The sequence below is a fragment of the Paraburkholderia sp. BR10923 genome (assembly GCF_040948765.1).
GTDB classification, from domain to species: Bacteria; Pseudomonadota; Gammaproteobacteria; order Burkholderiales; family Burkholderiaceae; genus Paraburkholderia; species Paraburkholderia youngii.
The window spans coordinates 39,001-59,916 of the sequence record NZ_JBFPKO010000004.1 but is presented as its reverse complement, the minus strand read 5'-3'; the positions used below and the strand labels follow the sequence as shown (position 1 = coordinate 59,916).

Below are 20,916 nucleotides of genomic sequence, written 5' to 3'. Positions count from 1 at the left end.
TAATCGATTACATTTTCGCTGCGAGGTCGTGTGTCCCGAACGCCGTCCCGATCGTCGCCGGCCGCGTCGTCCGGCGCGAGCAGTCAACCGCTACGTCCGCCGCCGAGGCGCTCGCCGCGCACGGCCGATGGGCCGTCGATCGCCGGCGTGGCCGAGCAGGCGGGCGTGTCGGTCGCGACGGTGTCGCGCGTGCTGAACGGCCACGACAATGTGCGGCCTGCCACGCGCGACAAGGTGCTCGCGGCGATCGACGCGAGCGGCTACCGCGTCAACGAACTCGCGCGCAATCTGCGCACCGCCGAAAGCCGCCTGCTCCTGACGATGGTGCCGGACTTCGGCAATCCGTTTTACGCGGAGATCGTGCGCGGCATCGACAGCGTCGCGCGTCAGCACGGCTACTTCATGCTGCTATGTGACACCGGCGCGGACCCGGGCCGCGAGCGCAGCTACTTCGACATGCTGCGGCGTCGCCGCGCGGACGGCGCGATCTGCCTCGATCCGGCGACGATCCAGCAGGCGCTCGGCGAGGCGTCGCAGGCGCTGCCGTGGGTCGCGTGCTGCGAGTTCGATCCGGAGATGGGCGTGCCGTACGTCGGCATCGACAACTATCGCGCGGCCGGCGACGCGGTGCGCCATCTGCTCGCGCGCGGTCACCGGCGCATCGGCCTGATCAATTCCGACGTCGACTATCTGTATGCGCGCCAGCGTCAGCAAGGCTACCTCGACGCGTTGAGCGACGCGGGCATCGCGCCCGATCCGCGCTGGCGCATGAATCTGAACAGCCTCGATTACGAGGCGGGCGCGTCCGCCGCAGCCGGGTTGATGCAGCAGTCCGATGCGCCGAGCGCGATCTTCGCGGTGTCGGACACGCTCGCGATCGGCGTGATCCACGGCTTGCGCAGCGTCGGCAAGCGCGTGCCCGACGACGTCGCGGTGACCGGCTTCGACGACATCTCGCTCGCCGCGCAGATCGATCCGCCGCTCACGACGATCGCGCAGCCGATGCGCGAGCTCGGCGAGACCGCCGCGCGTTTGCTGCTGCAGCGTCTCGCGAATCCGCAGGCCAACGTGCCGGGCGTGCTGCTGCCGCATCGTCTGGTGATTCGTGGGAGCGCGTGAACCATGAGCCTCGCGATCCGCTTCGACGACATCCGCAAGGACTTCGGCCCGGTGCGCGTGCTGCACGGCGTGAGCTTCGAGCTGGCGCCCGGCCGCATCTACGGTCTGCTCGGCGAGAACGGCGCGGGCAAATCGACGCTGATGAAAATCCTTGCCGGTTATGAAGCGGCAACCTCGGGCAGCGTGCTGGTCGATGGTCACGCGCAGCGCTTCGCCGGTTCGCGCGACGCCGAGGCACAGGGCATCGTGCTGATCCACCAGGAATTCAACCTCGCCGAGCATCTGACGATCGCGCAGAACATGTACCTCGGCCACGAGAAGCGCCGCGGCTGGTTCGTCGACGATGCCGCGATGCGCAGCGACGCCGCGCGCTATCTCGCGCAGGTCGGGCTCGAGCGCGCGCCGGACACGAAAGTGCGCGAGCTGATCGTCGCGGAAAAGCAGATGGTCGAGATCGCGAAGGCGCTGTCGCGCCGCGCGCGTCTGTTGATCATGGACGAGCCGACCGCGACGCTGACGCCCGCCGAAACCGAGCGGCTCTTTGAGCTGATGCTGAAGCTGAAGGCCGATGGCGTGACGATCGTCTACATCTCGCACAAGCTCGATGAAGTGGAGCGCATCACCGACGAGGTGATCGTGATGCGCGACGGCCGCTTCGTCGCGCGCGGTCAAACCTCGGGGCTCGCGCGTCAGCAGATGGCGAACCTGATGGTCGGACGCGACGTGTCCGACATGTTCCCCGACAAGCAGACGGTGCCCGCCGACACGCCGGTCGCATTGCGTGTGAACGGCCTGACGGTGCCCGACTGGGTCGAGGATCTGAGCTTCGACGTGCGCGCGGGCGAAGTGCTCGGCTTCGCGGGCCTCGTCGGCGCGGGCCGCACCGAGGCGTTCGAGGCGATCATCGGCTTGCGCAAACGCACCGGCGGCACGATCGAAATCGCCGGCCGGGCAGTCGATCTGAAGAACCCGCGCGATGCAATGCGCCACGGTCTCACGTATCTGAGCGAGGACCGCAAGGGCAAAGGCCTTCATGTCAACATGAGCCTGCAGGACAACGTCACGCTGATGACGCTCGAACGCTACGCGCATCCGCTGCTCGATCTGAAAGCGGGGCGCGCGGCGTTGCAGAAGGCCGTCGGCGAATTCGGCATACGCACCGGCGACCTGTCGAGCCGCGCGCGCATGCTGTCGGGCGGCAACCAGCAGAAGCTCGCGCTCGCGAAGTTCCTGCAGCCCGACCCGAACGTGATCGTGCTCGACGAACCGACGCGCGGCGTCGACGTCGGCGCGAAACGCGACATCTACTTCCTGATTCATCGTCTCGCCGCGCAGGGCCGCGCGGTGATCGTCATTTCATCCGAACTGATCGAGCTGATCGGCTTGTGCCATCGCGTCGCCGTGATGCGCGCGGGACACCTGCAAGCGACGCTGACGCTCGAGCATCTGACCGAAGAGGAGTTGATCGCTCATGCGACCGGCACCCACTGAAGCCGTGCAATCACGGCGCGCGCTGCGCGTCGCGCAGCGGCTCTACACGCTCGGGCCGCTCGCCGGGCTGATCGTGCTGTGCATCGTCGGCACGCTGCTCAACCGCGACTTCGCGACGCTCGACAACCTGATGAACGTGCTAACGCGCACGTCGTTCATCGGCATCATCGCGGTCGGCATGACCTTCGTGATCATCTCGGGCGGCATCGATTTGTCGGTCGGCTCGATGGCGGCATTGATCGCCGGCATCATGATCTGGCTGATGAACGGGCTCGCGGCCGGTGCTACCGGTCATGCGTTGCCGCCGTTGCTGATCGTGACGATCGGCATCGTCGCGGCGTTCGTGCTCGGCGCGCTGTTCGGCTGCGCGCATGGGCTGCTGATCACCAAAGGGCGCATCGAGCCGTTCATCGTCACACTCGGCACGCTGGGGATTTTCCGCGCGGTGCTGACATGGCTCGCCGATGGCGGCGCGCTGACGCTCAACGATTCTCTCTCGAATCTGTATGGTCCCGTCTATTACGCGAGCCTGTTCGGTGTACCGGTCCCGATCTGGGTGTTCCTCGTGGTCGCGGCGGGCGGCGCGCTGATCCTCAATCGCACCGCGTTCGGCCGGCACGTGCAGGCGATCGGTTCGAACGAGCAGGTCGCGCGTTACGCGGCGATTCGCGTCGATACGGTCAAGATCGTCACGTACGTGCTGCTCGGGATCTGCGTAGGCGTGGCTACGGTGCTCTACGTGCCGCGCCTCGGCTCCGCCACGCCGACCACCGGCCTGTTGTGGGAGCTCGAAGCGATCGCGTCGGTGGTGGTCGGCGGCACCGCGCTCAAGGGCGGCGAGGGACGTGTGATCGGCACCGTGATCGGCGCGATCCTGCTGTCGGTGATCGCGAACATCCTGAACCTGACCAGCATCATCAGCGTGTATCTGAACGCGGCGGTGCAGGGCGTGGTAATTATTTTCGTCGCGTTCGTGCAGCGCGGGCGGCGGTAGACGTGCGTTTCAAGCAGGTGTAGCAAGGCAGGCGCGGTAAACCAACGGCAGGTCCGAAAAATCGGGGCGAGCGAACGCCTCTTGATTGGAGACACACACCATGAAGCAAGTCATTCGAGCGATCGGCGCCGGCGTGCTGGCGTTGGGGATACTGGGCACGGCGGGCGCGGCGCGCGCCGACGACAAGGTCACGCTGGGCGTCGCGATTCCGACGGCCGATCACGGCTTTACCGGCGGCATCGTCTGGTGGGCGAACAAGGCGAAGGAGGATCTCGAGAAGGCGCATCCCGATCTGAAAGTGATCGTGAAAACGGCGGCCAACGCGCCCGAGCAGGCGAACCAGTTGCAGGATCTGGTGACCGTCAACAAGATCAACGCGCTCGTGATCTTCCCGTATGAATCGGCGACGCTGACACAACCGGTCGAGCAGGTGAAGCGCAAGGGCGTGTACGTGACGGTGGTCGATCGCGGTCTGACCAACACGAGCGCGCAGGATGCCTACGTGGCCGGCGACAACACCGCGTTCGGCAAGATTCCCGCCGAGTACCTGGCGAAGGCGCTCGACGGCAAGGGCAACATCGTCGCGCTGCGCGGCATTCCGACCACGCTCGACAACGAGCGCTGGACCGCTTTCACCGGCGTGCTGAAGAACTACCCGGACATCAAGATTCTCGACGCGAAGTACGCGAACTGGAATCGCGACGACGCGTTCAAGGTGATGCAGGACTACCTGACGCGCTTCAAGCACATCGACGCCGTGTGGGCCGCCGACGACGACATGGCGGTCGGCGTGCTGAAGGCGATCGATCAGGCCAAGCGCAACGACATCAAGATCGTGTTCGGCGGCGCGGGCTCGAAGGGCATGGTGAAGAACGTGATGGACGGCGCGCCGATGATCAAGGCCGACGTGTCGTACTCGCCGAAATTCATCTACGACGCGATCAAGCTGACGGCCGAAGCTCGGCTGAAGGGCGACAAGCTGCCGCCCACGACGATCATTCCGTCGGTGCTGATCACGAAGGAAAACGCCCAGCAGTTCTATTTCCCCGACTCGCCGTTCTGAGCGGCGCTCCGAGCATCGTCTAACGCGCGCGGGTGCGGCCCGCGCGCAACGTTCGAGGAACCGTAAAGATGAAAACCATCAAAGGGCCGGCGATTTTTCTCGCGCAGTTCATGGGCGACGACGTGCCGTTCGACAACCTCGCGCATCTCGCCGAATGGGCCGCGGGTCTCGGCTTCAAGGGCATCCAGGTGCCGTGCGACCCGCGCCTGATCGATCTCGAGAAAGCGGCCGCGAGCGACGCGTACTGCGACGAACTGCGCGAGACGGTCGACAACGCGGGCGTCGCGATCACCGAACTATCGACGCATCTGCAGGGCCAACTGGTCGCCGTGCATCCGGCATACGACACGCTGTTCGACGGCTTCGCCGCGCCGCACGTGCGCGGCAAGCCGGCGGCGCGCACCGAGTGGGCGATCGCGCAGATGAAGCTCGCGGCGCAGGCGTCGCGTCGCTTGGGCCTGAGCACGCATGTGTCGTTTTCGGGGGCGCTCGCGTGGCCGTATATCTACCCTTGGCCGCAGCGGCCGGCCGGTCTCGTCGAAACTGCGTTCGACGAACTCGCGCGCCGCTGGACGCCGATTCTCGATGCGTTCGACGCGGCCGGCGTCGACGTCTGCTACGAACTGCATCCGGGCGAAGACCTGCACGACGGCGTGACGTTCGAGCGCTTTCTCGCGGCGGTCAAAAAGCATTCGCGCGCGAACATCCTGTACGACCCGAGCCATTTCGTGCTGCAGCAGCTCGACTATCTCGCGTTCATCGATATCTATCACGAGCGCATCAAGGCGTTTCATGTGAAGGACGCGGAGTTCCGTCCCACCGGCAAGCAGGGCGTGTACGGCGGGTATAGCGGCTGGGTCGAACGCGCGGGGCGCTTTCGTTCGCTCGGCGATGGGCAGATCGACTTCGGCGCGATCTTCTCGAAGATGGCGCAGTTCGATTTTCCGGGCTGGGCCGTGCTCGAATGGGAATGCGCGTTGAAGCATCCGCACGACGGCGCGCGCGAAGGCGCGGAGTTCATTCGTCGGCACATCATCCGCGTGGCCGAGCGTGCATTCGATGACTTCGCGGGCAGCGGTGTCGATACCGCGCAGTTGAAGAGCGTGCTGGGGATCTGACATGGGAGTGGAAACGATGCAGCGAAGAAGGCTCAGGCTGGGCATGGTCGGCGGCGGGCAGGGCGCGTTCATCGGCGCGGTGCACCGGATCGCCGCGCGGCTCGACGATCGCTTCGAACTGGTGGCGGGCGCTTTGTCGTCCGATCCTGAGCGCGCGCGGGCGAGCGCCGTCGAAGCGGGCATCGCGCGAAGCTACGCGGACTGGCGCGAGATGGCGCGCGCCGAGGCCGCGCGCGACGACGGCATCGACGCGGTCGCGATCGTCACGCCCAATCATCTGCACGCGCCGGTCGCGACGGCATTTCTCGAAGCGGGCATCCACGTGATCTGCGACAAGCCGCTCGCGGTCTCGCTCGCCGAAGGCGAAGCCCTCGCGAAGCTCGCGCAGTCATCAAAACGGCTGTTTGCGGTGACGCATACCTATTCGGGCTACCCGCTGGTGCGGCATGCGCGCGACCTGGTCGAACGGGGCGAGCTGGGCGAGATACGCGTCGTGCAGGTCGAGTATGCGCAGGACTGGCTCGCCGAGCCGCTCGAAACGGGCGGCGCCAACAAGCAGGCGGGCTGGCGTACCGATCCGGCCTTGGCGGGGCCGGCCGGGTGCCTCGGCGATATCGGCACGCACGCGTATCAGCTGGCCGCTTTCGTGACGGGGATGATGCCGCGCGCGCTGTCGGCCGAGCTGCACACGTTCGTGCCGGGCCGTCGTATCGACGATCACGTGCAGGCGATGCTGCGTTATGCGAACGGCGCGCGCGGCATGTTGTGGGCGAGCCAGGTGGCGAGCGGCGCGGAGAACGCGCTGCGCTTGCGCGTGTATGGCACGAAGGCGGGGCTCGCGTTCGATCAGGAGGAGCCGAACGCGTTATGGTTCACGCCGCTAGGCGGCGCTGCCGAGCGATTGACACGCGCGCGTGTGAAAAGTGCGGGTGCCGCGCATGCGACGCGCGTGCCGGCAGGGCATCCGGAAGGCTATCTGGAAGCGTTCGCGCAGTTGTACAAAGATGCGGCGTTGCAGATCGATGCACTGAACGAAGGCCGCGCACCGCCGGCGGAAAGCCTGTTGTTGACGACGGTCGATGATGGCGTCGACGGATTGCGGTTTATCGAGGCGGTGCTGAAAAGCAGTGCGGCGGACGGGCGGTGGGTGGAGATCGAAGGGGCGTAAAGCATCGCAACGAAGCGCCAGGTCGGCGAAGCTGGAGCGTCAACCGCCCTTGCTTTTCTTGATCTGCGCTTCGAACGCGATATCGAGCTTGCTGGCCTTGCGCGGTTTCTGCGGGCCGTAGGCGTCGACGAACTTGACGAAGTCGTCGAGCGTCAGCGGGTCGGATACCTTCTGGTCGACTCCGGTCGATTTGTCCACGAGATAGAACAGGCCGCCGGACAGGCTGATCGCGGCGAAGCGCGGGTTGCCGGTGCGCGTTTTCAGGCGCTCGACGGCGTGGATGGCTCGGGTGGTGCGCATGATGGGGACTGCGGCTGCTGATTGACGAGAGCGTTACTTTAACAAGTTTGCTGACGGTGTGCGGATGGCGCCAACGGACGAAAACACGCGATGAACCTCGACCCGCCCAGCCCCGAGCTACCGCGTCTCACGCAGATGTCCGCAACGGAGGCATTGCATGCAAGCATTCGTCGATCATCCTGGCACGTTGTTCGTGGTACTGCTGGTCGCGTTCGTCGGCGCGATCACTTTTGGCGCATTGGCGCTGCGACGCGTTTTCGCATTGAAGAGCGAAGAGCGCGAAGATTTCACGATCGTGGAGACGTCGACGTTGACGTTGCTCGCGCTGCTGATCGGCTTCAATCTGTCGATGGCGGTCAATCGCTACGACCAGCGCAAGAACCTGGAAGAAAACGAAGCGAACGCGATCGGAACCGAGTACGCCCGGGCCGATGTGGTAGCGCCGCCCATCGGCGCGCAGATCAAGGCTGAATTGACGCATTACGCGCAATTGAGACTCACCCATTTTCAAACCCGAGATGCGCAGGAAATCGTTCGCATCGAGGCAGACACAGCGAAGTCTCAGGCCGCACTTTGGCGCCTGGCGGCACAGGTCGCGAGGGACCAGCCGACGCCGATCGGCGCCGTCGTGATGACCGGCATGAACGACGTCCTCAACTCGCAGGACTATTCCGAGGCGGCGCTGTTGAACCGGATTCCGCTGGGCGCGTGGACGCTGATGATCCTCATCGGACTATTTGCGTGCGTCGTGCAGGGTTATGGAGCGAGAGGCAGCGTGCGACGAGGCATCCTGATCATCGTGCTGCCGGTCACGGTTGCGCTCTCGCTGACGCTGATCGCGGACATCGACAGTCCGCGAGGCGGGATCATTCATATCGAGCCGCAAAACCTCGCGCGGCTGCTGAGATCGCTGGGGCAATGACGTCGCTCGGGCTTACTCGCTCAATTCGCGATGCAACGCCCGATACTCCTGCGCGAGCTTATGCCCCGGATCGAGATGAATGACGGGTGTCGCCAACTGATGCGACTCACGGATCTTCACCGACGATGACAAGCGCGACCCCAGCACCGGCAAGCCTTCGCCGATCAGTTCGTCGACGAGCTTCTGCGGCAGGCTCGCGCGCGGCTGGAACTGGTTGATGACGATGCCTTCCACCTGCAGCGCGTCGTTGTGATCCTGCTGGATCTCCTTGACGTTTTCGAGCAGCGTGTAGAGCGCGCGCCGCGAAAAGTCGTCGCAGTCGAACGGAATCAGACAACGCTCGACGGCGATCAGCGCCGAGCGCGTGTAGAAGTTCAGCGCGGGCGGCGTGTCGATGTAAATCGCGTCGTACATGGCGAGTTCGTTCAGCGCGTCGCGCAGCTTGTAGATCTTGTAGCGCGATTCGAGCTTGCCGTGCAGCGTGTCGAGATCGGGATGGGCGGGCATCACGTCCAGATTCTCGAAGCGCGTCGGATGGATGTACGAGGTCGCTTCCACGGGCTTGAAGCTGAAGCCGAGCGCGGTTTCGAAGAAGCCTGCGACAGTGGGGTGGACTTCGCTCGCCTGCGGACCGAGCAGATACTGGGTCGAATTCGCCTGGGCATCGAGGTCGATCACCAGCGTGCGCAGCCCTTCGCTCGCGCTGATGGCCGCCAGGTTGCAGACGATGGTCGATTTGCCCACGCCACCTTTCTGATTGAATACAACGCGCCGCATGATCTCCCCTTGAACGGAAGCGGTTACAAAGGGCCCAGCATACCTGAGTCGCGTGACGGCGAAGATTTCGATGGGTTGTTCGTGACCGTTCGACGCTTTACCGCGCGGCCGCATCCACGAGGGCGGCCACACCGCTCACCGGCTTCATCAAGTCGTCCGGCAGACCATGACGTTCGCGAAGATAGGCTGTCGAGTTGAAGGATAGCCACGCGCGGCCGTCCGCGTCTTCCCATACGAGCACCTTCAGGGGAAGATCGAGCGCGGCGGTCGGCGCGAGTTGCATCAACGGTGTGCCGGCTTTGGGATTGCCGAAGATCAGGAGCTGGCTGAACGGCATCGTCAGTCCCGCGCGCTCAGCGTCGCCGCTGAAATCGATGCACGCGAAAACGGTCAGCCCGCGCTCCAGAATGATGGTTTGCAGACGCTCGGCCGTCGCGCTGCCCGCGTAGGCGCTTGGAACGGTGACGATGCCAGTGCTGGCGTTCTCTGCGATTGAAGCGGTGGCCATCTTGCCTCCCGTAGTTCTATCGAAAGGCGGAGCGTCATCGACGCCCCGCTGCCGGATTACTGGCTCAGATAAACGAACTTACCATTCTTGATGGTACCCATCACGCTAGCGCGCTGATCGAGACCGACGTGATCTTTCGGGCTCGTATTGACGACCCCGTTCGGCACCACCAGCTCATGCGCGTGCTCGAGTTCGTCGCGCAACGCGACGCGAAACGCCGGCGTGCCCGGCTGCGCGGTCTTCAACGCGCGCGCGACGGCGTCCTGCAGGCGCGGGTACACGCCGGCCGCATCGCCCGCGAACTGCGTGACGCTGCCGGGGCCGTACTTCGCTTCGTACGCGTCGACGAACGCGAGCGCCGCCTTCTTCGACGGATGATCGGCCGGCAGCGTGCGCGCAACGACGACTGGCTGCGTCGGGAACAGCGTGCCTTCCACGTCTTTACCGCCGAGCTTGATGAACTCCGGCGTCGCGATGCCATGCGTCTGATAAATCGGCCCCTTGTAGCCGCGCTCGATCAGCGTGCGCTGCGGCAGCACCGTCGGCGTGCCCGCGCCGGCGATCAGGATCGCGTCGGGCTTCGCGGCCATCAGCTTCAGGATCTGGCCGGTCACGCTCGCGTCGGTGCGGTTGTAGCGCTCGGTCGCGACCAACTGGATATGCCGCAGCGCCGCAAACTTGCTGAACTCGTTGAGCCAGCTTTCACCGTAGCCGTCCGCGAAACCGATGAAGCCGACCGTTTTCACGTTGTGATTCGACATGTAGCGCGTCATCACATCGGCCATCGCGCTGTCGGTCTGCGCCATCTTATACGCCCAGACCTTCTTGCCTTCCTGCGGTTCGACGACGCTCGCCGAGCCGATCAGCGTGATCATCGGCGTCTGGCTGTCGGCGACCGGATCGAGCGCGGCCATCGCGGCCGGCGTGATGTTCGGGCCGACGACTACATCGACGTGGTCCTCGTTGATCAGCTTGCGAATGTTGCGCACCGCGTTGCCGGGGTCGGACGCGTCGTCGAGGAAAATGTAGTCGGCTTTCTGGCCGGCGATCGTCTGCGGCCACATCAGCATCGCGTTCTTGCTGGTGATGCCGATCACGGCGGCCGGCCCGGTGTTCGACAGATCGATGCCGACTTTCAGGTCGGCGTGCGCCGCGCCGGCGACGAGCAGCGCCGCGGCCGCGAGGCCGCGCAGGGTGTTGCGCACATTATTGTTATGCAACTTCATCAGAAGTGTCTCCGTAGCGAGAGAGCGGTATGGAAGCGGTATGAAAGCGGTTCAAAGCTCGTAGGTTTCGTGCTCGCCCTTCAGCGCCTGCTCGATCAGCTTGCGGTTCAGGCTCGGCGACAGCAGCTCGACCAGCGTATACACGTAGCTGCGCAGATACGCGCCCTGTTTCAGCGCGACGCGCGTCACGTTGCTGCCGAACAGATGGCCGACCGGCATCGCGCGCAAATGGCGGTCGCGCTCGCCGTTGAACGCGATGTCGGCCATGATGCCGACGCCGAGGCCCAGCTCGACGTAGGTCTTGATCACGTCGGCGTCGATCGCCTCGAGCACGATGTCCGGATGCAGCCCGCGCAGGCGGAACGCCTCGTTGATCTTGGTGCGGCCGGCGAACGCGTTGTCGTACGTAATCAACGGGTACTGGGTCAGGTCGTCGAGCGACAGCAGCTTGCGCTCGAGCAGCGGATGGTCGGGCTGCATCACCGCGACGTGGTGCCACTGGAAGCAGGGCAGCGACACCAGATCCTTGTAGTTCGAGATCGCCTCGGTCGCGATCGCGAGGTCAGCCTGGTCGTGCAGCACCATTTCGGCGACCTGGGTCGGGCTGCCTTGCAGAATCGAAAGGTGGACCTTCGGGAAGCGCTTCTTGAACTCGGCGATCGCCGCCGGCAGCGAGTAGCGCGCCTGCGTGTGGGTCGCGGCGATCGTCAGGTTGCCCTGATCCTGCGCCGCGTAGTCCTTGCCGACCCGCTTCAGGCTTTCCACTTCCTGCAGGATTTTTTCGATCGATTGCAATATGATGCGGCCCGGCTCGGTCAGCGAACGCACGCGCTTGCCGTGGCGGGTGAAGATTTCGACGCCGAGTTCGTCCTCCAGCTCGATGATCGCCTTCGAGACCCCCGGCTGGCTCGTAAACAGCGCCTTGGCCGCTTCGGTGAGGTTGAAGTTCTGCCGCACAGCCTCGCGGACGAAGCGGAATTGGTGCAGGTTCATATATAACCTCGCCGCATATAAAAAGAATTTTTTAGTCGTTTGAAATATAAGGCGAGTTTATTACGATCTGTCCATCTTTTTCAATATGGATATCTGTTTTTGTTATAAGCAAATGAGCGATGGGTCTAAACGCTTGCTTGCGACAGCTGACAAACACGGATATTCGAGCCGCGGCGGAAACCGGACCGCTGCGAGTCACGCGAAGTTTCGAATAATTGGGGTCCCCGAATGTACCAATACGATCAGTACGACCAGACCATCGTCGATGAACGGGTCGCGCAGTACGCCGATCAGGTTCGCCGCCGCTTGTCGGGCGAATTGAGCGAAGAGGAGTTCCGTCCGCTGCGTCTGCAAAACGGCCTGTACTACCAGCGTCACGCGTACATGCACCGCATCGCGATCCCGTACGGCAATCTGCGCAGCGACCAGATGCGCGTGCTCGCGCAGATCGCGCGTGAACACGACCGCGGCTATGGCCATTTCTCCACGCGCTCGAACATCCAGTACAACTGGATCAAGCTGGAAGAAACGCCGGAAATCCTGCGCAAGCTCGCCGCCGTGCAGATGCACGGCATCCAGACCTCGGGCAACTGCATTCGCAACATCACCGCCGATCAATTCGCCGGCGTCGCACCCGATGAAGTCGTCGATCCGCGTCCGTGGGCCGAAATCCTGCGTCAATGGTCGACGTTCCACCCCGAATTCGCGTGGCTGCCGCGTAAGTTCAAGATCGCCGTGTCGGGTTCGAAGGAAGACCGCGCGGCCGTGCAGATCCACGACATGGGCGTGTATCTGAAGAAGAACGCGCAAGGCGAACTGGTGGTCGACATTCTGGCGGGCGGGGGTCTCGGCCGTACCCCGATCGTCGGCGCGATCATCCGCCGCGATCTGCCGTGGCAGCATCTGCTGACCTACAGCGAGGCCGTGCTGCGTGTGTACAACCGCTACGGCCGCCGCGACAACATGTACAAGGCGCGGATCAAGATTCTGGTGAAGGCGCTGTCGCCGGAGAAGTTCTCCGCGCAGGTCGAGGAAGAGTGGCAGCACCTGAAGGACGGTCCGTCGACGCTGACGCAGGCCGAAGTGGATCGCGTGTCGCAGTACTTCGCGCCGCCCGCTTACGACAAGCTGCCGGATACCGATGCGTCGTTCGAAAAGCATCTGCTGGAAAACCGCGCGTTCGCACGCTGGGTCGAGCGCAACGTGCGTCCGCACAAGGTCGCGGGCTATGCGTCGGTCACGCTGTCGCTGAAGCCGACCACGGTCGCGCCGGGCGACGCGACGGACGTTCAAATGGAAGCGGTCGCCGACTGGGCCGACGAATACTCGTTCGGCCAGATCCGCGTGTCGCACGAACAGAACCTGATTCTCGCCGACGTGAAGAAGCGCGACCTGTTCGCGCTGTGGGAAAAGGCCAAGGCGCAGGGTTTCGCGACTCCGAACATCGGCTTGTTGACCGACATCATCTCGTGCCCGGGCGGTGACTTCTGCTCGCTCGCGAATGCGAAGTCGATTCCGATCGCGCTCGCGATCCAGGAACGCTTCAACGATCTGGACTACGTGTACGACCTCGGCGACGTGTCGCTGAACATCTCGGGCTGCATCAACGCGTGCGGTCACCATCACGTCGGCAACATCGGCATTCTGGGCGTCGACAAGGACGGCTCCGAGTGGTACCAGGTGACGCTCGGCGGCGAGCAGGGCACGGGCGCGACCGGCGCTCACCTTGGCCGCGTGATCGGCCCGTCGTTCTCGGCCGAGGAAATGCCCGACGTGATGACGAAGGTGATCGATACGTTCGTGGAAAACCGCCAGGAAGGCGAGCGTTTCATCGATACGTACACCCGCATCGGCATCACGCCGTTCAAGGAGCGCGTGTACGCCGCGCGTCAACCGGCTCACGCGTAACCGCGAAAAGGATACTGAACAGATGGCTTCTATCATCAAGAACCGCGACATCGTCAACGACGACTGGAGCGTCGTGCGTGCCGCGGAAGACGGCGTTTTGCCGGCGGTGAGCGAACTGCCGCCCGGCAAGGTCATCGTGCCGCTGGTGCTGTGGCAGGCCGAGCGTGAAGCGCTGCTCGCCGCGCGCGGCGCCACCGAAATCGGCGTGTGGCTCGCGCCGGATAGCGAACCGGCGGACCTCGCCGGCAACTTCGACAAACTCGCTGTGATCGCCGTGGACTTCCCGGTGTTCCGCGACGGCCGCGGCTACAGCATCGGCCGTCTGCTGCGCGAGCGCTATGGCTACAAGGGCGAACTGCGCGCGATCGGCGACGTGCTGCGCGACCAGGTCAGGCTGATGTTCCGCTGCGGCTTCGACGCGTTCGCGGTGCGCGCGGACAAGGACATCAACGACGCGCTGAAGGCGTTCGACGACTTCACCGTGCAGTACCAGGGCGCCGTCGATGACCCGTCGCCGCTGTTCCGCCGCCGTGCCGCACAGGCTCGCGTCGACAAGGTGCCGGCATGAACACCGCCCAATCGTTGAGCCCGGAGCTGGCAGCGAAGGTCGAGCGACTCGACGCGCTGCTCGACTCGATCGCCGCGCGGCACGCGAACGTGAAGCTCGCGAGCAGCCTCGCCGCCGAAGACATGCTGCTCACGCACGCAATCCTGTCGCGCGGCGTGAAGATCGGCATCTTCTCGCTGAACACGGGCCGTCTGCATGCGGAAACGCTCGGCATGCTGGACCGCGTGAAAGAGCGCTACGGTTACGACATCGAGCAGTTTCATCCGCAGGCGGCGGCGATCGAGCAGTACGTGGGCGAACACGGCCTGAACGCGTTTTACGAAAGCGTCGAGCTGCGCAAGCGCTGCTGCGAGATCCGCAAGGTCGAGCCGCTCAATCGCGCGCTCGCCGACGTCAGCGCCTGGGTGACCGGGCAGCGCCGCGAGCAGTCGGTCACGCGTGCCGAGCTGCACGAGGAAGAGCACGACGGCGCACGCAACATCGCCAAGTTCAACCCGCTCGCGGACTGGACCGAAGCCGAAGTCTGGGATTATCTTAAGGCGTTCGATGTGCCGGTCAATCCGCTGCATGCGCGCGGTTATCCGAGCATCGGCTGCGAGCCGTGTACGCGTGCGATCCGCCCCGGCGAAGACAGCCGGGCGGGGCGCTGGTGGTGGGAGTCGCGCGATACGAAGGAATGCGGCTTGCATATCACGGCGATTACCCCGATTGCGGTCGAGCGCAACGAAGACGCGCCGGCCTGAATGCCGCGCACGAGCTTGCGGTCGACCGCCGCCGAAACCGATCTGAATACTTCCGCCCGCACGCATGCGCTTGCCGGGCGAATCAACGAAGGACCCGCTATGAGCACCACGCTCGATTCCACTGTCAACGCTCCGCTTGCCAACACGGTCAACCGGATGGATCACCTCGATTGGCTCGAAGCCGAGTCGATTCATATCCTGCGCGAACTGGTCGCCGAATGCAGCAAGCCGGCGCTGCTGTTTTCGGGCGGCAAGGATTCCGTCGTGGTGCTCGCGCTTGCACTGAAGGCGTTCGGCCTCGGCGCGAACCGCAAGACGCAGCTGCCGTTCCCGCTCGTGCATATCGACACCGGTCACAACTACGACGAAGTGATCGACTTCCGCGATCGTCGCGCGCAAGAAATCGGTGCGGAACTGGTGGTCGGTCATGTCGAAGATTCGATCAAGCGCGGCACCGTGCGTCTGCGTCGCGAAACGGATTCGCGCAATGCCGCGCAAGCGGTCACGCTGCTCGAAACGATCGAGCAATACGGCTATACCGCGATGATCGGCGGCGCGCGCCGCGACGAAGAAAAGGCCCGCGCGAAGGAGCGCATCTTCTCGTTCCGCGACGAATTCGGCCAGTGGGACCCGAAGGCGCAGCGCCCGGAACTTTGGAGCCTGTACAACGCGCGTCTGCACAACGGCGAACATATGCGCGTGTTCCCGATCTCGAACTGGACCGAGCTCGACGTGTGGCAGTACATCGCGCGTGAGCAGCTCGAACTGCCGTCGATCTACTACGCGCATCAGCGCGAGATCGTGCGCCGCAACGGGCTGCTGGTGCCGGTCACGCCGCTCACGCCGATGCGCGAAGGCGAGACGAGCGAACAGGCACTGGTGCGTTTCCGCACGGTGGGCGACATCAGCTGCACGTGCCCGGTCGAAAGCGACGCGGACGACATCGAGAAGATCATCGCCGAGACCGCCGTTACCGAGATCACGGAACGCGGCGCGACGCGGATGGACGATCAGGTCTCTGAAGCTGCGATGGAACAACGCAAGAAGCAAGGCTATTTCTAAGCACACGACGAGGGCAATGCAATCATGAGCAGTATTCATCAACCAGAAGACCTCGGCGTGCTGCGTTTCATCACCGCGGGCAGCGTCGACGATGGCAAGAGCACGCTGATCGGTCGCCTGCTGTACGACAGCAAGGCGGTATTGAGCGACCAGTTGTCGGCGCTGTCGCGCGCGAAGAACAAGCGCACCGTCGGCGACGAAATCGATCTGTCGCTGCTGACCGACGGCCTCGAAGCCGAGCGCGAGCAGGGCATCACGATCGACGTCGCGTACCGCTACTTCGCGACCGCCAAGCGCAAATTCATCATCGCCGATACGCCGGGCCACGAGCAGTACACGCGCAACATGGTGACGGGCGCGTCGACCGCGCATGCGGCGATCATCCTCGTCGACGCGACGCGCGTGACGTTCGAAAACGGCGTCGCGCAACTGCTGCCGCAAACCAAGCGTCATAGCGCGATCGTCAAGCTGCTCGGTTTGCAGCACGCGATCGTCGCGATCAACAAGATGGACCTCGTCGACTACAGCGAAGCGCGCTTCAACGAGATCCGCGACGCGTATGTCGAACTCGCGCGTCACCTTGGACTGCAGGACGTGCGCTTCGTGCCGGTGTCGGCGCTCAAGGGCGACAACATCGTCACCGCGAGCGAGCGCATGCCGTGGTACGCGGGCCAACCGCTGCTCGACGTGCTCGAAGCGCTGCCGGTCGAAACCGCGAGCGGTGAGGCGCTGCGCTTCCCGGTGCAGTGGGTCGCGCGTCAGGACGGCAGCCAGGCCGACGATTTCCGCGGCTACATGGGCCGCGTCGAATCGGGCGAAGTGAAGCTGGGCGACACGATCGTCGTGCTGCCGGCCAATCGCGAAGCGACCGTGGCCGAGATCATCGCGCCGGTGGTCGGCGGTACCGCGCAGGTGGACCGCGCGTTCGCCGGTCAGACGGTGACGATCCGTCTCGCCGAAGACGTCGACGTGTCGCGCGGCGACACCTTCGTGCTGCGCGCAGCGGCGCCGGAACCGGCGAAGAAGCTCGAAGCGGACCTGTGCTGGTTCGACGACACGCCACTGTCGACGCAGCGCAAGTATCTGCTGAAGCAGACCACCAACACGGTATTCGCGAAGATCGGTGCGATCAAGGAAGTGCTCGACGTGCATACGCTGTCGCAGGCGACCGATCGCAAGGAACTGGCGATGAACGACATCGGTCGTGTCGCGCTGACCTTGCAGAAGCCGCTCGTATGCGATGCGTACGACGCGCATCAGGGCACGGGCGCGTTCGTGCTGATCGACGAGGCGACGAACCACACCGTCGCGGCCGGCATGATCCGGGCGTTTTCCGCCTGAGTTCAGCATAGGCCGGTAGGCGACGGCAGGGCGACGCAGGCGGCGCAACGCGCCGCCTGCGTGCGCTCCAACGAACAGGTTGAGGTCAATGGGTAAGGTTTATCTGATCGGCGCGGGACCCGGTGCCGCGGACCTGATTACGGTACGCGGGGCGCGGCTGCTAGGCGCCGCCGACGTGGTGCTGCACGACGCGCTGGTCGAGCCGGCGATGCTCGACTACGCGCCCGCGCGCGCGAAGCGCATTGCGGTCGGCAAGCGCTGCGGCCAGCTATCGACGGCCCAGCAGTTCATCAACAAGCAGATCGTCGATGCGGCTTTGGAGCACGACGTGGTCGTGCGTCTGAAGGGCGGCGATCCGATGCTGTTCGGCCGCGCCGACGAAGAGATGCGCGCGCTCGAAGCCGCGGGCATCGAGTATGAGGTGGTGCCGGGCATCACCGCCGCACTGGCGAGTGCGGCCACGCTGAAGCGTTCGCTGACGTTGCGCGGCGTGTCGCGCAGCGTCGCGCTCGCAACCTTCAGCCGCGCGCCTGGTTCCGACGAGATCCGCGAGCAGGTCAACGCCGATTCGCTGGTGTTCTACATGGGCCGCGACAGCGGCGTCGAGATCGCACAGCAACTGATTGACGCCGGCAAGCCCGCGACGACGCCCGTGGCGATCGTCGAGGCGTGCAGCACGCCGCGCGAACGCATGCTGACGCTGACACTCGAAGATCTGGCGGCGGGCGAAGCGCAGCGCTGGGTCGATGCGTCGCAGCCGAGTCTGTTGATGATCGGCGAGGCGTTCGCGGCGCGGCAGAACGAGGCGAAGCGCTCGTCGAACGGGATGCTGGTCGCGGCCTGAATGTCCCCGGCAGGGCCGGCCTGAAAGAGCGGCGAATCTGAACAACTAGAACGAAAAAATCAGAGCTGCCGCAAGCAATACTGCGCGAGCGCATCGAGCACCGAATCATCCTCACCGACCGCCACCGCGCAGCGAATCTCGACACCGGGGTGCGCTGCGCGGCATTGCTCGACGAGCGCGGGCAAATCCGTGCGGACATGTCCGCCTTGGCCGAAGAACACCGGCACCACGGTGATCGCAGCGCAGCCTTGCGCGACGAGTTGCGTGACGGCCGCGGGCAGGTCGGGTTCCATTAGTTCCAGAAAGGCGAGCGTAACCGCCTGCGCTTCGCCCGTTGCCGCGCGCGCGGCGCGCAGCTTGTCGGCGAGTCGCTCGAACGGCTCGCGCCAGCGCGCATCGCGCGCGCCGTGGCCAAACAGAATCAGTCCGTGCATAGCCATCGCATCAGCTCCTGACGATGCCCCTCAACGCCCTCTGGCGTTGTGAGTTAGTGCCGGTCGACCCACTTCAACCCGACGAGCCCGAGCACCAGGTAGATGAGCCCCGGCGTCGCCGCAGTCAATGGCGCGGGCCACGTATTGAGCGTGCCGATGTGCGAGAACAGCGTGTTGAACAGCTGGAAGCTCATGCCGAGCATGATGCCGCCGAACACCTTCATGCCGACCACGCCCGCGCGCGTATGCAGATACGCGAACGGCAGCGACAGCACCAGCATCACGAACACCGCGAACGGATACAGTACCTTTTTCCACAGCGCGATTTCATAGCGCTGCGTGTCCTGATGGTTTTCGGTCAGATGCTGGATATAGCGGAACAGATTGAACATCGACATCCGGTCCGGCGATACCAGCAGCACCGACAGAATCTGCGGCGTCAGCTCCGAGCGCAGCGAATACTCGGGCAGCGTGACCTGGTTCGCGCGATACACCGGATTGAGCGCATCGTCCGGCGTGCCGGGAACTCGGGCCACGTCGAGCAGTTGCGTGTCGGTCACGCCGGTCAGCAGCCAGTGGCCCGGCGGTTGATAACGGCCGCTCTGCGCGATGCGGATGTTCGACAGACGGAACTTCGAATCGAACTCGTAGATGCGCACGTTGCTGATCGTCGCGTCGGGTCTCAGTTCGCCGACGTTGACGAAGCGCGTGACCTGCTCGCCGTCGGCGCGCTCGGTCAGCGTGTCCTTCACCCACACGCCCGACTGGAAGTTGCTGGACACCGACGAGCCGAGCGCCTCGAGCCGCACGCGCTCGGACAGCTGATCCGTGTACGGTCCGACCACTTCGCCGATCAGATAGGTGACGAGAACGAGCGGAATGCCGATCTTCAGCAGCGAGCGCAGCGCCCGGTTGGTGGCGAGACCGGACACGCGGAAGATCGTGTACTCGGAGTTGGCCGCCATCTGCGCGAACACGTAGATCGCGCTGATCAGCGCCGCGACCGGAATGATTTCGTAGAAGCGCGACGGCGTTTGCAGGGCGACGCGCAGCACCGCGTACTGAAACTTGTAGTTGCCGTGGCCGACCGAGTTCAGTTCGTTGATCAGGTCGAAGAAGAAGAACAGACCTGAAAATGCAAACAGGATGAAGACGAACGTGAGATAGATCTGACGCGCGAAATACCTTTCATAAATGCGCATCGGTCAGGCTCCCTGCGAACGGCTGAACATGGCGCGTGTGAACAGCGGCCGGTTGCGCACCCGCATCCAGAAGATGAACGCGACGATGCCAAGCACGATCACGTGCAGGATCACGAGCCCGATGCCGAACGACATCTTGCCCTGCTCGATCCATGCCTGCACGACGTTCAACAGATTCGAATAGGTGAGGTAGATCAGCACGGCCATCACGAGGTTGATCGTGCGGCTGCGCCGCGGATTCTGGTGCGCGAGCGGAATCGCGAGCAGCATCAGGTTGATCGCGATCAACGGCAGACCCGCGCGCCACGCGAATTCGGCGAGGTTCTCGTTGGTCGGATTGCGCAGCAGCGTCATCGTCGGCAAGCCCGTGGTGGTCGGCGTATTGACGACCGGCTGGCTCTGGATCTTCACGCCGTAGCGCTCGAACTCCATGATCCGGAAATCGGGGTGGCCCGGCTCGCCGTCGTAGCGGCGGCCGTTTTCGAGCACGACGAAGCGGTCGCCATTCTTGTGCGTCTCGATGTGGCCGTTCTTCGACACCACGACGTTGACCTTGCCACCCTCGGTGCTCGTCACGAACACGTTTTCCACGTGCCCCTGGTCGGGCGACATCTTCTCGATGAAGAACACGCGGTGCGTGCTCGGCGATTCGCGGAACTGCCCGGGAGCCAGCAGCGAGACCTCGTCGCGCTGCTGGAAGCGCGCGCGGATCAGCTTGCTCTGCTGGTTCGACCACGGCCAGCCGACGAACACGAAGAACATGATCAGGATGATGATCGGCGTGGCGAAAATGCCGATCGGCTTGATGAATCGCGAGAGGCTCACACCCGAGGACAGCCACACGACCATCTCGGAGTCCTTGTACCAGCGCGTGAGCACGAACAGGATCGACACGAACAGCGTCGCGACGAGCATGATGGCCAGATAGCCGATCACGGTGAGGCCGATCAGAACCAGCACGTCGCGCGGGTCGATCTCACCCGAGGCCGCGAAGCCGACGATACGGATCATCATCGTCGTCAGCACGAGCGTGAGGAGAACCATGAACACGGCGCCAGCCGTGTACGCGAGTTCGCGCTGGAGGGAGCGTTCGAAGATCATTATTGATGACGAGAGGGGGCGCTCACGGCGACGC

21 protein-coding genes are annotated in these 20,916 nt (G+C 64.3%); 13 read left to right on the top strand and 8 right to left on the bottom strand.

Translation table 11 applies throughout. From position 1 onward, the window contains the following. Window positions 1-30 precede the first annotated feature (30 nt). From AB3X94_RS08775 to AB3X94_RS08750, 6 genes are all read left to right on the top strand, one after another. Entirely contained in the window at window positions 31-1,119 is a 1,089-nt protein-coding gene (locus AB3X94_RS08775; protein ID WP_176109341.1) for a LacI family DNA-binding transcriptional regulator, read from the top strand. Between the two features lie 3 nt (window positions 1,120-1,122). Next, window positions 1,123-2,610 (top strand): sugar ABC transporter ATP-binding protein, encoded by a 1,488-nt coding sequence (locus AB3X94_RS08770; protein ID WP_368611295.1) that lies wholly within the window; start codon window positions 1,123-1,125, stop codon window positions 2,608-2,610. Continuing rightward, window positions 2,591-3,604: an ABC transporter permease gene (locus AB3X94_RS08765; RefSeq protein ID WP_013088671.1), complete on the top strand. Its 1,014-nt coding sequence runs from the start codon at window positions 2,591-2,593 to the stop codon at window positions 3,602-3,604. The genes AB3X94_RS08770 and AB3X94_RS08765 overlap by 20 nt, the downstream gene beginning before the upstream one ends. 100 nt (window positions 3,605-3,704) lie before the next feature. Beyond that, on the top strand, window positions 3,705-4,667 hold the full coding sequence (locus AB3X94_RS08760) for a substrate-binding domain-containing protein (RefSeq protein ID WP_176109339.1): 963 nt from the start codon (window positions 3,705-3,707) through the stop codon (window positions 4,665-4,667). A gap of 68 nt (window positions 4,668-4,735) precedes the next feature. After that, window positions 4,736-5,785 carry a sugar phosphate isomerase/epimerase family protein gene (locus AB3X94_RS08755; RefSeq protein ID WP_368611294.1) on the top strand — a complete coding sequence of 350 codons (1,050 nt, stop codon included), beginning with the start codon at window positions 4,736-4,738 and terminating at the stop codon, window positions 5,783-5,785. A 16-nt stretch (window positions 5,786-5,801) separates the two neighbouring features. After that, entirely contained in the window at window positions 5,802-6,953 is a 1,152-nt protein-coding gene (locus AB3X94_RS08750) for a Gfo/Idh/MocA family protein (protein ID WP_368611293.1), read from the top strand. Between the two features lie 39 nt (window positions 6,954-6,992). Here AB3X94_RS08750 and AB3X94_RS08745 read toward each other — a convergent pair whose 3' ends face one another. Next, window positions 6,993-7,253 carry a hypothetical protein gene (locus AB3X94_RS08745; RefSeq protein ID WP_176109336.1) on the bottom strand — a complete coding sequence of 87 codons (261 nt, stop codon included), beginning with the start codon at window positions 7,251-7,253 and terminating at the stop codon, window positions 6,993-6,995. Window positions 7,254-7,410: 157 nt separating this feature from the next. Here AB3X94_RS08745 and AB3X94_RS08740 point away from each other — a divergent pair, with 157 nt between their 5' ends. Further along, window positions 7,411-8,175 (top strand): hypothetical protein, encoded by a 765-nt coding sequence (locus tag AB3X94_RS08740; protein WP_368611292.1) that lies wholly within the window; start codon window positions 7,411-7,413, stop codon window positions 8,173-8,175. Between the two features lie 12 nt (window positions 8,176-8,187). On the opposite strand, the gene AB3X94_RS08735 is transcribed toward AB3X94_RS08740, so the two are convergent. The 4 genes from AB3X94_RS08735 to AB3X94_RS08720 all read right to left on the bottom strand — a co-directional run bounded on the left by AB3X94_RS08735 (window position 8,188) and on the right by AB3X94_RS08720 (window position 11,679). Beyond that, window positions 8,188-8,952, bottom strand: coding sequence for a ParA family protein (locus tag AB3X94_RS08735; protein WP_176109334.1), 765 nt, complete (start codon window positions 8,950-8,952; stop codon window positions 8,188-8,190). 97 nt (window positions 8,953-9,049) lie between these two features. Continuing rightward, window positions 9,050-9,460: a DUF302 domain-containing protein gene (locus AB3X94_RS08730; protein WP_176109333.1), complete on the bottom strand. Its 411-nt coding sequence runs from the start codon at window positions 9,458-9,460 to the stop codon at window positions 9,050-9,052. A 56-nt stretch (window positions 9,461-9,516) separates the two neighbouring features. Further along, the gene (locus tag AB3X94_RS08725; RefSeq protein ID WP_176109332.1) at window positions 9,517-10,686 is read right to left on the bottom strand and encodes an ABC transporter substrate-binding protein; all 1,170 of its coding nucleotides are present in this window, start codon (window positions 10,684-10,686) and stop codon (window positions 9,517-9,519) included. 51 nt (window positions 10,687-10,737) lie between these two features. Then, window positions 10,738-11,679 (bottom strand): CysB family HTH-type transcriptional regulator, encoded by a 942-nt coding sequence (locus AB3X94_RS08720; protein ID WP_176109331.1) that lies wholly within the window; start codon window positions 11,677-11,679, stop codon window positions 10,738-10,740. Between the two features lie 228 nt (window positions 11,680-11,907). Here AB3X94_RS08720 and AB3X94_RS08715 point away from each other — a divergent pair, with 228 nt between their 5' ends. The 6 genes from AB3X94_RS08715 (at window position 11,908) to cobA (ending at window position 18,145) form a co-directional block, all read left to right on the top strand. After that, the gene (locus tag AB3X94_RS08715; RefSeq protein ID WP_368611291.1) at window positions 11,908-13,587 is read left to right on the top strand and encodes a nitrite/sulfite reductase; all 1,680 of its coding nucleotides are present in this window, start codon (window positions 11,908-11,910) and stop codon (window positions 13,585-13,587) included. Window positions 13,588-13,609: 22 nt separating this feature from the next. Then, window positions 13,610-14,155 carry a DUF934 domain-containing protein gene (locus AB3X94_RS08710; protein ID WP_368611290.1) on the top strand — a complete coding sequence of 182 codons (546 nt, stop codon included), beginning with the start codon at window positions 13,610-13,612 and terminating at the stop codon, window positions 14,153-14,155. Beyond that, a complete protein-coding gene (locus tag AB3X94_RS08705; protein ID WP_368611289.1) occupies window positions 14,152-14,898 on the top strand; it encodes a phosphoadenylyl-sulfate reductase in 747 nt (248 codons plus the stop codon). Before AB3X94_RS08710 ends, AB3X94_RS08705 begins: the two co-directional genes overlap by 4 nt. Before the next feature lie 99 nt (window positions 14,899-14,997). After that, a complete protein-coding gene (gene cysD / locus AB3X94_RS08700; RefSeq protein WP_176366993.1) occupies window positions 14,998-15,960 on the top strand; it encodes a sulfate adenylyltransferase subunit CysD in 963 nt (320 codons plus the stop codon). Between the two features lie 24 nt (window positions 15,961-15,984). Beyond that, window positions 15,985-17,301 carry a sulfate adenylyltransferase subunit 1 gene (locus AB3X94_RS08695; protein WP_176109328.1) on the top strand — a complete coding sequence of 439 codons (1,317 nt, stop codon included), beginning with the start codon at window positions 15,985-15,987 and terminating at the stop codon, window positions 17,299-17,301. 88 nt (window positions 17,302-17,389) lie between these two features. Next, the gene (cobA, locus tag AB3X94_RS08690) at window positions 17,390-18,145 is read left to right on the top strand and encodes a uroporphyrinogen-III C-methyltransferase (RefSeq protein ID WP_176109327.1); all 756 of its coding nucleotides are present in this window, start codon (window positions 17,390-17,392) and stop codon (window positions 18,143-18,145) included. 59 nt (window positions 18,146-18,204) lie between these two features. Here cobA and AB3X94_RS08685 read toward each other — a convergent pair whose 3' ends face one another. The 3 genes from AB3X94_RS08685 to lptF are packed head-to-tail and all read right to left on the bottom strand — an operon-like array spanning window position 18,205 to window position 20,882. After that, a complete protein-coding gene (locus AB3X94_RS08685) occupies window positions 18,205-18,585 on the bottom strand; it encodes a sirohydrochlorin chelatase (protein WP_176109326.1) in 381 nt (126 codons plus the stop codon). A 47-nt stretch (window positions 18,586-18,632) separates the two neighbouring features. Then, window positions 18,633-19,781 carry an LPS export ABC transporter permease LptG gene (gene lptG, locus AB3X94_RS08680; RefSeq protein WP_176121137.1) on the bottom strand — a complete coding sequence of 383 codons (1,149 nt, stop codon included), beginning with the start codon at window positions 19,779-19,781 and terminating at the stop codon, window positions 18,633-18,635. Window positions 19,782-19,784: 3 nt separating this feature from the next. Continuing rightward, complete coding sequence (gene lptF, locus AB3X94_RS08675) at window positions 19,785-20,882, bottom strand: LPS export ABC transporter permease LptF (protein ID WP_368611288.1); 1,098 nt, start codon at window positions 20,880-20,882, stop codon at window positions 19,785-19,787. Window positions 20,883-20,916: the final 34 nt, after the last annotated feature.